8 protein-coding genes, 1 pseudogene and 1 riboswitch are annotated in these 13,844 nt (G+C 41.8%); of the genes and pseudogenes, 5 read left to right on the top strand and 4 right to left on the bottom strand.

Translation table 11 applies throughout. The features are described from left to right. Positions 1 to 244: 244 nt before the first annotated feature. The 3 genes from HC723_RS12405 to HC723_RS12395 all read right to left on the bottom strand — a co-directional run bounded on the left by HC723_RS12405 (position 245) and on the right by HC723_RS12395 (position 3,304). Positions 245 to 406 (bottom strand): hypothetical protein, encoded by a 162-nt coding sequence (locus HC723_RS12405; RefSeq protein ID WP_190339318.1) that lies wholly within the window; start codon positions 404 to 406, stop codon positions 245 to 247. 50 nt (positions 407 to 456) lie between these two features. Further along, positions 457 to 2,505 (bottom strand): RNase E specificity factor CsrD, encoded by a 2,049-nt coding sequence (gene csrD, locus HC723_RS12400; protein ID WP_190339317.1) that lies wholly within the window; start codon positions 2,503 to 2,505, stop codon positions 457 to 459. A 253-nt stretch (positions 2,506 to 2,758) separates the two neighbouring features. After that, complete coding sequence (locus HC723_RS12395) at positions 2,759 to 3,304, bottom strand: single-stranded DNA-binding protein (protein ID WP_153446144.1); 546 nt, start codon at positions 3,302 to 3,304, stop codon at positions 2,759 to 2,761. 446 nt (positions 3,305 to 3,750) lie between these two features. Between HC723_RS12395 and HC723_RS12390 the strand changes: the two genes are divergently transcribed. The 4 genes and pseudogenes from HC723_RS12390 to HC723_RS12375 all read left to right on the top strand — a co-directional run. Next, positions 3,751 to 4,398 (top strand): LuxR C-terminal-related transcriptional regulator, encoded by a 648-nt coding sequence (locus HC723_RS12390; protein ID WP_190339316.1) that lies wholly within the window; start codon positions 3,751 to 3,753, stop codon positions 4,396 to 4,398. A gap of 256 nt (positions 4,399 to 4,654) precedes the next feature. Next, a complete protein-coding gene (gene galU / locus HC723_RS12385) occupies positions 4,655 to 5,506 on the top strand; it encodes a UTP--glucose-1-phosphate uridylyltransferase GalU (RefSeq protein ID WP_153446140.1) in 852 nt (283 codons plus the stop codon). A 187-nt stretch (positions 5,507 to 5,693) separates the two neighbouring features. Further along, positions 5,694 to 8,525 carry an excinuclease ABC subunit UvrA gene (gene uvrA / locus HC723_RS12380; protein ID WP_190339315.1) on the top strand — a complete coding sequence of 944 codons (2,832 nt, stop codon included), beginning with the start codon at positions 5,694 to 5,696 and terminating at the stop codon, positions 8,523 to 8,525. 241 nt (positions 8,526 to 8,766) lie between these two features. Beyond that, positions 8,767 to 10,530: pseudogene (locus HC723_RS12375) on the top strand (PglL family O-oligosaccharyltransferase); the annotation flags it as partial. A gap of 198 nt (positions 10,531 to 10,728) precedes the next feature. Here the strand turns inward: HC723_RS12375 and HC723_RS12370 are convergent. After that, positions 10,729 to 11,847, bottom strand: coding sequence for a pyridoxal-phosphate-dependent aminotransferase family protein (locus HC723_RS12370; protein WP_190339313.1), 1,119 nt, complete (start codon positions 11,845 to 11,847; stop codon positions 10,729 to 10,731). 293 nt (positions 11,848 to 12,140) lie between these two features. Beyond that, positions 12,141 to 12,363: riboswitch (Lysine riboswitch) on the top strand. 131 nt (positions 12,364 to 12,494) lie between these two features. Here HC723_RS12370 and lysC point away from each other — a divergent pair. Further along, entirely contained in the window at positions 12,495 to 13,844 is a 1,350-nt protein-coding gene (gene lysC, locus HC723_RS12365; protein WP_190339312.1) for a lysine-sensitive aspartokinase 3, read from the top strand.

The raw sequence follows: 13,844 nt of genomic DNA, 5'->3' as shown, positions 1-13,844 counted from the left end.
AAGCTTACGCAATGATCAAAGCTTTAAATAAACTAACAGGGCTAGGTATGCCTAAAACTTACCGAATTGATTGAAATAATACCATTCTAGTGTTGTCACCTCTAAATTTGAATTACGCAACAAAGCCTTCTTTTGGTACTACAGGTTTGTCCAATTGGTAGCTTTGATAAAACTGAGAGCCCAGCGTGACGGTTGCTTTTAGGTTACTGATGTCTTCGCTATCGAGCGCTGCACCTAATTGGAATTACCAATTATTATTTTCTAATTCAAAGAAAACGGCAGGTTCAATACCGAATTCTTCGCTCACTTTAGATACATAAATACCATCACTGAGTATTACAATACTCAGCGTCGGTTTTTCTTTCTTCTTTGCGGTCAATCTTTGTATTAATGAGTTCATACTCATAGAGTTGCTCTTTTCCTTTTTTAACACAAACAATTGGCTATCACTAACCGTTATCGCCAGCGATTTCTGCGCCCTGGCGTGACTAATTTTACTGGCTTTTCTTTTGGCAAGTCATCCAATGGAGAAAGACAAGATTCAGATGCAAAAAATCGCCCTTGACCACCATGTAAACCAAGTTTTTGTAATACTATCCATTCTTGTTCATTTTCTACACCTACGGCAATAACCTTAATATTAGTATTACTGCATGAGCCTAATAAACTGCGAATGAATAATTGATTTTCATTTCTAAGGTTAATTTGTTTAATGAGGCTTCGGTGTAATTTTAAATATGTCACTGGTAAATCTTTCGCGTAGTGCGTACTAACAATCGTTCTGCCGACTTGGTCGACAATGATTTTACAGCCAATACCCGCCAACATTTTAATAATGGGACGCATATAGTCTAAATTGTTAACTAAATTGCCTTCGACGAACTCAAAAGCAAGGCGACTTCTTAAGTCTTTTGTTAGCTGTAAAAGCTCATATTGAAGCCAGCTAGTATACGCTTTCTTCTTAAACGGTTCGACAAAAAGGTTGATGCTGTAATTCAAGTTTGTCTCATTTTTTTTAAGTTGAACCAGTATTGTTTCAAGATTTACTTGGTCTAATTTTCGTTCGTAACCAACTTGTTCAATCGCAGTTAAAAACTGTGATGCTTTAATTATAACTCCCGCCTCATCTCTTATTCTGTTGAATAATTCATAATGCACAATATATTGATTACCCACCACATCATTATTATTATAAGACCTATTATCATTACCACCAATTAGATAACAAGGCTGCTGATAAATTAACATCTTATTCACATTTAGAGTGAGATCAAATAAATTTCTCCAACGAACCCCACCACGATGCTCATTTTGTTGATTATGTTGCTTTTTGTATTTTCCCCAGCCGATCCCTTGTTCTATACGAACCCCTTTTAATGCAGTTTCAGCTTCATCAATAATCTTGCCTCGTCGTTCACCTTGCGTGAATAAACTCAAACCAATATGGCACCAATTGTCATTTTCCATCCCTTCTAATGGGGTTAGTTTTTTCAGTTGATTGACACATTGCGCTGCCATGGTAGTGATTTCTTTTTCGGTTTGGTGCGGGATCATTAAAGCAAATTGAGCGTCATAATAACGAGCAAAAACAGAGTTAGGATAGCGTTGACTAATATTTGACAACACTTGTCCTATTTCTACCAAAAAGGCATCGCACGATTGGCCATTATTGCTCTCTATTACGTCTTCCCAATCATTGATTGCCACCATCAACACGCCACCCGCCACGCCATTTTCTTGCAATACAGATTCGAGTTTACTGTCAAATAAGATCCGATTAGCCGCACCGGTTAATTGATCTAAAAAGGTATGAGTACGAATAAATGTATCAAAACGGTTTCTTTCTTGGCGTGCGTCTTGCAGTTCCTCAATTAATCGGTCAAGCGCCTCACTGGCGGTATAGGGCCACTCTCTTTCATCGCCTTTAGCAAACCTCTCCACTTGACCCGCTAAGATCATTCGCCCACGCTCTTCCAATAATTCAGAGCCTGATAGCTGCTCTTTCAACCATTTAAGCCCTCGAATCAAACAAAATACCACCAGCAACACGGCGCAAGTTAACGAGAAAAAAGCTTGAAATGAGTAGCTACTATCAGAATAAGGAGGGATAACTTCAAAGACTGCGATGTAGCCTTGATTTCGATTAAGGGATATTTGCTTTTGATATAACAAGACACTTTGAGCTTGTAGTGAGGATTGGGTTAATGCGCGATCGGTAAATTGATAGATCACACCCGCGGGTGATGAGAGTTTGAATGTCACCACGTTATTCGTTTGCAGCAATTTAGGCAGCCAGTGACGAATAGAATCAAAATCTTGTGATGAGGAAAGTTCATTGTCGACCACTTGGGTCAGGCGAGCTAAATTTTGATCAACGTAGTCATTGCCCATTTTTTGAAAGGTTAATACCCCACCAATAAATAAGATGAACATTGCTGTGATCACGATCATAGTGACAAAAGCCACCAAGCGGGTACTTAACTTTAGTGTTGGGGTGTATCTCATCAAACGCATTCCATTGAAATTGAGGATATACCCATCTTAATTTGAAGTTGCGGCTTAGTTGCCTATTGAGCTTACTACAGCTTCAATTTATGTGGATATAGCTTCCTGCTTGTTAGATTAACAGACTACTTAAAACAGCTTAAAACAGCTTAAAACAGCTTAAAAAACCAACATTTAGTTATCATATATACAACAAAAGCCACAAAAAACTTGCGGCTTCTGATTATTCTTACACTTTTAATTTATATAAGATCTAAAATGGAATGTCGTCATCGAAATCCATCGGTGGCTCATTGTATTGAGGTTGAGCCTGTTGTGGAGCTTGCTGCGGCGCTCTTGGCGCTTGTTGTTGCTGCTGATGTTGTGGAGCTTGTTGTTGAGGCTGCTGAGGCTGCCCCCAATTACCTTGCTGCTGATTACCACCGGCTGGAGCGCCAGCACCTTGCGAGCGACCACCTAACATTTGCATCACACCGTTAAAGCCTTGTACAACCACTTCGGTAGTGTAGCGATCTTGACCACTTTGATCTTGCCATTTACGGGTTTGCAGTTGGCCTTCAACATATACTTGAGAACCTTTGCGTAAATATTCACCAGCCACTTCCGCAAGCTTGCCAAATAAAGACACACGATGCCATTCTGTTTTTTCACGTTGCTCACCGGTTGCTTTATCTCTCCAAGATTCTGAAGTCGCTATTGTGATGTTAGCCACTGCGCCACCGCTTGGTAGATAACGGATCTCAGGATCATTCCCTAAGTTTCCAACTAAAATTACTTTGTTTATTCCGCGGCTAGCCATGTGCTGCTCCGTCTTAATCTATTTAAATTCAGCCCCAAATTATAGCATAATTTTTTATGTATAGATAAAAAATTACACCCTAATAAGTCGCTCGATAACGGTGATTACAATGCTTTAAATCACAAGAAAAAAAACGCTTAAACTCATATTTCATCATTACTCATAATAAAAAATTGCATCTATTATTTTGTAAAACTGCAATCCATCTAACAACTTATCGCTTTATAAAAGACATCGAGTATCAATAGTGAGAATGGTTATCACTTAATTGTCATGCGACGTGTATTGCTCCCTGATTCAACTTAAAATCAGAGCTTATTTTTTCATGCTCTCTATTTTAAATTCCCCTGACCTACGATGTCCTCGCTTCAGTTGCCGTTGAGTCGCATTGATGATGTCAGCCTTAATCCACTCAGCATTTAAGCACATTTAGGGAGCGTAAATTGATGACCATATTAGCCCGTACTGCTATCTACCTTCTATCGCCTTTTGCTTTCCATACTCACCCACTCTATCGACAACTGCTCTCCACTACGGACTTTGAAGTCAATACGCTAAACCTAACCACTATCGCCAACTTAAAACAAAGCCAGAATAAATATATCATTTTCGTTGATGGTCAATTGTCTGAACAAGAGCTGTTTGACTTACAAACCCACCCGGTATGCCACCAGGCTTACGCATGTGTGCTTTTTAATGCCCCGCAACAAGCAAACTTATTGCTGCTATCTCAATGGAAAAATCTGGCTGGATACTTTCCATCAAACGCTAACACCTTCGATATGTTGCGAACATTAAAAGATATCAACCAAGGTGAAAATCGCTTACCTCGTCAATTATTGATTAATTTATTTCAATATTGGCAAGGAATTAACCAACATAATAATCAACATCTGATGTCAGCTAAGTTGTCATTAACCCGTCGTGAACTTGAAATCCTCAATCATTTACAAATAGGACAAAGTAATCTGGATATTGCCGATTCTTTATTTGTCAGTGAACACACCATCAAATCTCATCTCTATCGCATCTTTAAAAAAATCAATGTCAGTAATCGACGACAAGCGATCAATTGGGCGCAACTGTATTTATAAGCCCCCTCTCCCCCTCGATTATTGTTTAAATTAAAGACATTCATTGTATCTATGGTCAAAGTAATTGGCGTTGTATTGATCTAATGCAGCCAACAAATCTGCCACTCCAACTAAAAATGCTCTATTGTGATAGTTTTATCAGGCAAGTGTCAGGTATACGTTGTTTTCCCTACCTATGTTTGTTTTTCCTGACGAATTAATGCTATGTTAGCATTAATTCTACTATTCTTATTTTTTACCCTTAAAGGTTTCAGTCATGATCAAAAAGTGCCTATTTCCCGCAGCTGGCTACGGAACTCGCTTCCTACCGGCGACTAAGTCAATGCCGAAAGAAATGATGCCTATCGTTAATAAACCATTAATCGAATATGGAGTTGAAGAAGCGATTGAAGCAGGTATGACGGGTATGTGTATTGTTACCGGTCGTGGTAAGCAATCACTGACTGATCACTTCGATAAAAACTATGAATTAGAACACCAAATCAGTGGCACTAATAAAGAAGATTTATTGATTAATATTCGTGACACCATCGACAGTGCCTACTTCACTTATATTCGCCAACGTGAAATGAAAGGTTTGGGGCATGCCATTCTGACTGGCCGAGAATTGGTCGGAGATGAACCGTTTGCCGTAGTATTAGCCGATGATTTATGTATCCATGAAGCACAAGGTGTTTTGGCTCAAATGGTGGCTTTGTATAAGCAATTTCGCTGCACGATTGTTGCGGTGCAAGAAGTACCAAAAGAAGAAGCCTACAAGTACGGCGTTATTGCGGGTGAGATGATCAAAGACGATCTTTATCGCGTCGATGACATGGTCGAAAAACCAGAACCAGGCACAGAACCAAGCAACCTTGCTATTATTGGTCGCTATATTTTAACCCCTGATATTTTTGAACTAATTGAAAATACCGAACCAGGTAAAGGCGGCGAAATTCAAATTACCGATGCGCTACTCAAACAAGCTAAATCTGGCTGTGTACTCGCTTATAAATTTAAAGGTAAGCGTTTTGATTGCGGCAGTGTTGAAGGCTACATTGAAGCGACTAACTACTGCTACCAAAATCTGTACTTAAAATCAGACGATACCAAAACCAGTAAAAAATAATTTTATTGATTGGTAGTAGATTGATTAGTGCTTGATTCAAAATCTAAACCGTAACGCGCACTGTGCCGTTACGGTTTTTTTATACTTGCAATCCAACTGTTTATTTATACAGTTCACTATTTCCACAGACCCAGAGCTATGTAATACTAGCTTCAGTAAGTTTACCTTAATAGTGAGAGCATCAAGCATGGATACTATCGAAGTTCGCGGCGCCCGAACCCATAATCTAAAAAATATTAATCTCACTATTCCGCGTGATAAATTAATTGTGATCACTGGGTTATCAGGCTCAGGTAAGTCCTCACTTGCTTTTGATACCTTATACGCCGAAGGTCAACGTCGTTATGTTGAATCGCTTTCGGCTTATGCTCGTCAGTTTCTATCTTTGATGGAAAAGCCCGATGTCGATCATATTGAAGGCTTATCTCCTGCTATTTCTATCGAGCAAAAATCTACCTCGCATAACCCACGTTCCACCGTTGGAACCATCACCGAGATCTACGATTATTTGCGCTTATTATACGCTCGAGTAGGTGAGCCACGCTGCCCAGAACATGACACACCTTTAGCAGCGCAAACTATTTCCCAAATGGTGGATAAAGTACTCGAAATGCCTGAAGGCAGTAAATTAATGCTATTGGCACCAATCATTAAAGAGCGTAAAGGGGAGCATGTTAAAACCCTGCAAAACTTAGCCGCGCAAGGGTTTATTCGAGCTCGCATTGACGGTGAAACCTGTGATCTATCCGATCCTCCGACTTTAGAGTTACATAAAAAGCACACTATCGAAGTGGTGGTCGATCGCTTTAAAGTACGTTCAGGTATTGAACAACGCTTGGCAGAATCATTCGAAACCACATTGGAGCTTTCAGGCGGCACCGCCACCATTAGCTGGATGGATGATGATAGCCAGCAAGATGTTATTTTCTCGGCCAACTTTGCCTGTTCACATTGTGGTTATAGCATGCGTGAACTTGAGCCTCGTTTATTCTCTTTTAATAACCCAGCCGGTGCATGTGAAACTTGTGATGGTTTAGGTGTGCAGCAATTTTTTGATGCTGAACGGGTGATCCAAGATGACAGTTTAAGCTTAACCGATGGTGCGATCCGTGGTTGGGATAAGAAGAATTTCTATTATTTCCAAATGCTCAATGCCTTGGCGGAACATTATCAATTCGATTTAAAGCAACCTTTTAATAAGCTGCCAAAGAAAATCAGAGAGATTGTTTTAAACGGCTCCAAACGAGAAGAAATTGAGTTTAAATACGTCAATGATCGCGGTGATATCCGAGTTAAACGCCATGCTTTTGAAGGGATTTTAAATAACCTTAATCGTCGTTACCATGAGACTGAATCCAATTCCGTCAGAGAAGATTTAGCCAAATACATTTCCAATAAAACCTGTTCAAGTTGTGGTGGCGCTCGCCTGAAAATCGAAGCCCGTCATGTGTTTATTGGTCAAACAACACTGCCACAAGTGGTAGAAATGAGCATTCATCAATCATTAGTCTTTTTCGAGCAATTAGCCTTAACCGGGCAACGCGCTCAAATCGCTGAGAAAATATTAAAAGAGATCAATGACCGTTTAAGTTTTCTGATTAATGTCGGCTTAAATTATCTTAATTTATCTCGCAGCGCCGAAACCCTGTCTGGTGGTGAAGCGCAACGTATCCGTCTCGCCAGTCAGATTGGCGCTGGATTAGTTGGGGTAATGTATGTTTTGGATGAACCTTCGATTGGCTTGCATCAACGCGATAACGAACGTTTATTAAAAACCTTGGTTCATTTACGCGACTTAGGTAATACCGTGATCGTGGTCGAGCATGATGAAGATGCTATTCGCGCCGCCGATTATGTGATTGATATTGGCCCAGGGGCGGGTATTCATGGTGGTCAAGTGATCGCCGAAGGCACAATGCAAGATATTTTAGATTGCCCAGAATCATTAACCGGACAGTATCTAAGTGGTACGCGTGAAATCGAAATCCCCGAACAACGTACCCCAATCGATAAAAAGAAAACGGTCGAGATCATTGGCGCAACCGGTAACAACTTGAAAAGTGTCGATATGTCGATTCCTGTTGGCTTATTTACTTGTGTGACAGGGGTTTCCGGCTCAGGGAAATCAACCTTAATTAACGATACTTTCTTTAAAATTGCTCATGCCCGCTTAAATGGTGCTACCACAGCCGAAGCCGCGCCTTATAAAAAGATCAACGGCTTGGAGCATTTCGATAAAGTCATCGATATTAACCAAAGCCCAATCGGCCGTACTCCACGCTCCAATCCTGCCACTTATACTGGTATTTTCACCCCAATCCGTGAGCTGTTTGCTGGTACTCAAGAATCGCGTTCGCGCGGTTATAAACCAGGTCGTTTTAGTTTTAACGTGCGCGGCGGTCGCTGTGAAGCTTGCCAAGGCGATGGCGTAATAAAAGTAGAAATGCACTTTTTACCGGATGTGTATGTACCATGTGATGCTTGTAAAGGTAAACGCTACAACCGTGAAACCTTAGATGTACGCTATAAAGGCAAGAGTATTGATGAAGTTTTAGACATGACAGTGGAAGATGCCCATCAATTTTTTGAACCCGTTCCGGTAATTGCCCGAAAACTCAAAACCTTAATGGATGTTGGTTTATCCTATATTCGCTTAGGACAAGCGGCAACCACACTATCTGGCGGGGAAGCTCAACGAGTTAAGCTTGCCAAAGAATTGTCGAAACGTGATACCGGTAAAACGCTGTATATTTTAGATGAGCCGACGACGGGTCTGCATTTTTATGATATTCAACAACTATTAACGGTATTGCACCGCCTGCGGGATCATGGCAATACCGTGGTGGTGATTGAGCATAATTTGGATGTCATCAAAACCGCCGATTGGATTATCGATTTGGGCCCTGAAGGTGGCAGTGGCGGTGGTGAGATCGTCGCTTGTGGCACCCCAGAACAAGTGGCAAAGGTGAAAGGTTCGCATACTGCGCATTTCTTACAGCCGTTGTTAACTGGTAAATAGGCGCTTAAAAACGTTAACATGGCCAAAGCAGCGAGGGGCGAGTTATCCGTAATATCGCTTTTTGAATATAAATAAAAGCGAGATCCTCTATCTACTCGTGCTACTCGCATATGGAATGACAACATATATCGAGCGACGCAGCTCGTGTTACTTACGTATAGAATAGTCATCTTTATAATTGTGGCTTCATGTTTCACAACCAAAATAATTTAATCTTCGTTTAATTAGGAACACACTCGCGATGGCGACTTTACACACCCAAGGTACCTTACTCGATACGCAACCCGCCTCTCGAACACTGATCAAACCTTTTTTATGGTCGATAGGGTTGATTTTCTGCCTCGCAATGCATTTTTTTCAACCTAACCCTGGTGGCTCTGGATTATTATTACCCTTTAATCCTGCGGTATGGTTGGCGGTGAGCTTTTGTATTGCGATTGGATTGTACGAAACTGGTGCTAAGCGTTCGTGGCGCTATTCAAGTTTAACCATCGGGTTGTTGGTGGTGTGTATTTTACTCACCATTCCTGTCTTTTATTCCGCTTCGGTACCGCAAGATGCTATCACGCGCTTAATTGGCTTATGGGGTGGTTGGCTATTTTTTTGTATGTTGCAACAATTTCAATTTAGCATCAAACAACGCCAAACCTTGCTGTGGTTTATTCTGATCGGGGTATTGATTGAAATCGTTTATGCCTATATCCAATATTTAGTCCTCCAACCTGGCAACCCACTCGGTTATAACACCGTCAGCAATCGCCCATTTGGTATTTTTCAACAACCGAATGTGATGGCCAGTTTTGTTGCCACCGGTTTAGTCATTTCAGGTTATTTGTTGGCGCGCCAACATCAAAGCAATGAGAAGTATCATCCGCTACTAAATGGATTATTGTACCTTTTCCCAATCATTAGCATTCCTTTATTATGGGTACTCGCCTCAAGAACCGGTTGGTTAGGCGGCATTGTTGGTTGTGTATTGTTACTTCCTTATTTAAAACGCTTTTTATCTGCCAAACAATTTTCACTTTGGTGCTTTGCAGTGGTTCTGGGCTTAGCAGCCGGTTATGGTATCGCGGAAGCAAATGGTGGAAATAAGCTCATTGAACAAAAATCAAACCTAGAAAGTCCACGCCGTTACACCTTTCCTCAAACCTTAGATATGGTGATAGAAAAACCATTAACCGGCTATGGTTACGGCCGTTTTGAACCGGCTTATATTGTTTATACCGCCAGACAGCATCAAATAACCCCAGATTATCATGCTGGCCTAGCCTCGATGGATCATCCACATAACGAACTATTATACTGGGCGGTAGAAGGCGGAATTGTCCCTTTAATGGGCCTATTATTGGCTACATTATTGGTATTACGAAAAATACGCAAAGTCAGCTCTGGCGCACGTTTAGCCACTGCTGCACTATTCTTTCCACTCGTCTTGCACACCCAATTAGAGTACCCTTTTTATCACTCGGCCGTGCATTGGGTGATCTTTATCATGCTGATTTATTGGGTCGACCAACTCACCTCTCAGTATCAAACAGCGGGCTTTAGCTCTATCAGCAAAAGTTTTCTTAGCATCGTGTCTTTAGTGCTGCCAATTCTCACCACGTTTTATATGATTTCAGCGCTGCAAACCAATATTGTACTGAATAAATTTGAGCGTAGTCGTCAGGTTAACCCCGAACTTTTACAGCAAGTAACCAACCCGAGTGTGTGGAAAGATCGCTTTGATTGGGATGTGTATAAAACCCAATTAAATATTGGGTTAGTAATGGAAAAACCAGAATACATTCAACCTTTTATTGATTGGGCTAACGAAATAATTAAACACAAACCTCGCCCAGCATTTTATTCTAGTTTGATTGTGGCTTATCAAGGTTTAGGTGAGATGGATAAAGCGCAAGCGATCCGTCATGAAGCTGAATTTTTATTCCCGAATCAAGATTTTTCTAAAGTGCGGTTTATTCCCAAGGCCGAACGTGCGTCACATGCCCAATCGCAAGCGACAACGGGTGAAAGCACCGAATTAACCACGAGCCAAGCAATGGAAGTTCAAGCGTTCAGCAATTCGGTTATGGCTCCGAAAGTTCCTGCTAAATAACCAAAAAAAATAAAGGGAGCCGTATCAACCGCTCCCTTTTTTGCCCTTTCATACCGTTTTTACTGCCATTGATTTTTAACCAATATTGGTCGATTTAATTCGCTATTGAGTTAAAGTCTGTTGCAGTGCTTTTAAACATAGCGCGACATTTTCTTGTTTCGCGCTGTAGCCCATCAAACCAATCCGCCATACTTTTCCTGCCAGCGCGCCTAAACCGCCACCGACCTCCAGGTTATAATTATCTAGCAGGCTAGCCCGAACCGCGCCATCATCAACACCTTCCGGTAAATACACTGAGTTTAACTGTGGTAAGCGACATGCTTCATCCACGACAAAACGAAAGCCTAATGCTTCTAAACCGACTTTGAGCTGTTGATGCATATCCGCATGCCGTTGCCACGCATTTTCAAGACCTTCTTCATGCAAGGCTAGTAATGACTCATGCAAAGCATACAGACTATTGACTGGCGCAGTATGATGATAACTACGTTTTGCGCCGCCGTTCCAATAACCTAGCACCAAGCTTTGGTCTAAAAACCAGCTTTGCACGGGTGTGGTACGTGCTTGGATTCTTTCTATGGCCTTGGGTGAAAAAGTTATTGGTGATAAACCAGGAACGCACGACAAACATTTTTGACTGCCTGAATACACCGCATCTAATCCCCATTCATCCACTTTTAATGGCACGCCACCAAGTGAGGTCACCGCATCGACAATGGTTAATGCATTAAACTGCTTCGCAACTTTTGCTAACGCTTGCGCATCACTCAACGCGCCAGTTGAGGTTTCAGCATGCACAAAAGCTAATACTTTTACATCGGGATTTTGTTCAAACGCAACTTGCACTTTATCGACACTGACCGGTTGACCCCATTCATCATCCACTAGCACGACTTGCGCGCCACAACGAATGGCATTTTCACGCATCCGCTCACCAAACACACCATTACGGCACACGATAACTTTATCGCCGGGTTCTAATAAGTTAACAAAACAGGCCTCCATCCCAGCGCTGCCTGGCGCAGACACCGGAATAGTGAAGTCGTTTTCAGTTTGAAAAGCATATTTTAATAGCGTTTTGACTTCATCCATCATGCCAATAAACAGCGGATCCAGATGGCCGATGGTTGGCCGACTCAGTGCTTGCAATACATAAGGAGAAATATCGGATGGGCCGGGTCCCATGAGAATACGACGTGGTGGGTAAAAGCGTTGAATCATCTTATTATCCTTAATTTGAGTGGCGTCTTGTTCCACTGTAAACAAATTTGTAACATGCCGCAATTTAACCTGACTCAACAGTCGAAAGTCATTTACCAAGATGTGAACATCCTCACTTAATATTAAAACTCATAAGCGAAGCTCTCTTGTTATTCGAGCGGGTAAAATAGCAATAAGGTGATAAGTAATAACGGTTTAAAAATAGCCATAAAGATTCACAATGCATATTGACATTTATCGTGCAAAACCGTTCAATGGAAGAGTGACAAAAATGTGACATTCAAGCACTTTTTGTAACAAGGAGAGGAGCGTAACCTAGGCAGATTTTTCGTGGTCCCCCCAAGGCCGATACGATAAATTCAGGGAGAGTTACGCCGAGGTGAATAAACATGGTGGGTGTTTCTATATTCCAATAAGACGGATATATCATCGGTTGTTTAGGCTGAATCCTAACAACTGTCATCAATGTCGAGACCCTATATTTGGCAAGATCATTGATGGTGAGCTTCTATAATTTACATGGCTATGCTGCTCAGCTATAGCTTCTATGTATCTTGTAAACTCGCTCAACCGACTTCTCTTCAACATTGGACGTTTGCTTATTCTAGTTTGGAATAGGCCATTTAGGTATTAAGGGAGACAAGGTTGTGAGCGCATTTAATGTAGCAAAATTTGGCGGAACCAGTGTAGCAAACTTCGAGGCGATGAGCCGTTGCGCGACAATTATAGAAAACAATCCAGCCACAAAACTAGTGGTCAGCAGTGCTTGTTCGGGCGTGACCAATTTATTAGTCGAGCTTTCGCTAGGTGTGACTGACGCTGAACATAGACAGCAATTATTAACCAAGATCAGCGCTATCCACGATGATATCATTGCGCAGCTATCACAATCCAAAGCGACCAATGATGCGGTCAATAAGGTGTTAGTTCGACTGGCTAGCATGGCAGAAGCGGCCTCTTTTCAAACCAGTGATAAATTAACCGATCATATTGTGGCGTGTGGCGAGTTAATGTCTACTCATATTCTGACTCAATTAATGGTTGAGCGCGGTATTGATGCGGTTCGTTTTGATATTCGTGAGATCCTGCGCACCAATTCTGAACATGGTAAAGCCGAGCCTATTATCAGTGAAATATCGCAACTTGCAGAACAACATTTAGTCCCACTATGTCAAAAGCAGGTGGTGATCACTCAAGGCTTTATTGGCAGTGACAGCGAAGGCAATACCACCACACTAGGACGTGGCGGCAGTGATTACAGCGCCGCATTAATTGCTGAAGCGGTTAAAGCGGAAGGGCTAGAGATCTGGACCGACGTACCTGGCATTTACACTACCGATCCTCGTATTGCCCCCAAAGCGGCTCCTATTGCTGAAATCAGCTTTAGTGAAGCGTCGGAAATGGCCAATTTTGGCGCGAAAATTTTACACCCTTCGACCTTATTACCTGCATTGCGCCATCAAATCCCAGTCTTTGTCGGATCGTCTCGTCAACCTGAAAATGGTGGTACTTGGATCCGTCAAAAAGTCGAGAGCGCCCCGTTGTTTAGAGCATTAACTTTGCGCGGCAATCAAACCATGGTAACGCTACGCTGCCCAGAAATGTACCAAGCGTATGGCTTTTTAGCGCAAGTGTTTGCCATTTTAGCCAAGTACCAAATCTCGGTCGACTTAATTACCACCTCTGAAGTCAGTGTCTCTTTAACATTAGATCAAACCAATACTTCTGGCGGTGCACCGCAGTTGCCGATTGAAGCACGTGCAGAACTAGAACAACTGTGTACGGTTGAAGTCGAGCATAATTTAAGCTTGGTCGCCTTAATTGGTAATAAAATGAGCGGCAAAAAAGGATATGCTAAGCAAGTCTTTAGCGCACTCGAAGAGTTTAATATCCGTATGATTTGTTATGGCGCTAGCCCGCATAATTTATGCTTTTTAGTCAGCGAAGATGAATCCAAACAAGCCATACAAGTTTTGCATCACGCCTTGTTTGAATAA

Source organism: Vibrio sp. S11_S32, from assembly GCF_014694465.1.
Lineage (GTDB): Bacteria > Pseudomonadota > Gammaproteobacteria > Enterobacterales > Vibrionaceae > Vibrio > Vibrio algicola.
The sequence above is the reverse complement of the archived record's forward strand: the minus strand, read 5'-3'. Positions and strand labels throughout refer to the sequence as shown.

Bases quoted from the DNA above. Each gene is read 5' to 3' on its own strand.
- HC723_RS12405 (WP_190339318.1), bottom strand. From the start codon at position 406: ATGAGTATGAACTCATTAATACAAAGATTGACCGCAAAGAAGAAAGAA.
- HC723_RS12370 (WP_190339313.1), bottom strand. From the start codon at position 11,847: ATGATTCAACGCTTTTACCCACCACGTCGTATTCTCATGGGACCCGGC.
- galU (WP_153446140.1), top strand. From the start codon at position 4,655: ATGATCAAAAAGTGCCTATTTCCCGCAGCTGGCTACGGAACTCGCTTC.
- csrD (WP_190339317.1), bottom strand. From the start codon at position 2,505: ATGAGATACACCCCAACACTAAAGTTAAGTACCCGCTTGGTGGCTTTT.
- HC723_RS12395 (WP_153446144.1), bottom strand. From the start codon at position 3,304: ATGGCTAGCCGCGGAATAAACAAAGTAATTTTAGTTGGAAACTTAGGG.
- uvrA (WP_190339315.1), top strand. From the start codon at position 5,694: ATGGATACTATCGAAGTTCGCGGCGCCCGAACCCATAATCTAAAAAAT.
- HC723_RS12390 (WP_190339316.1), top strand. From the start codon at position 3,751: ATGACCATATTAGCCCGTACTGCTATCTACCTTCTATCGCCTTTTGCT.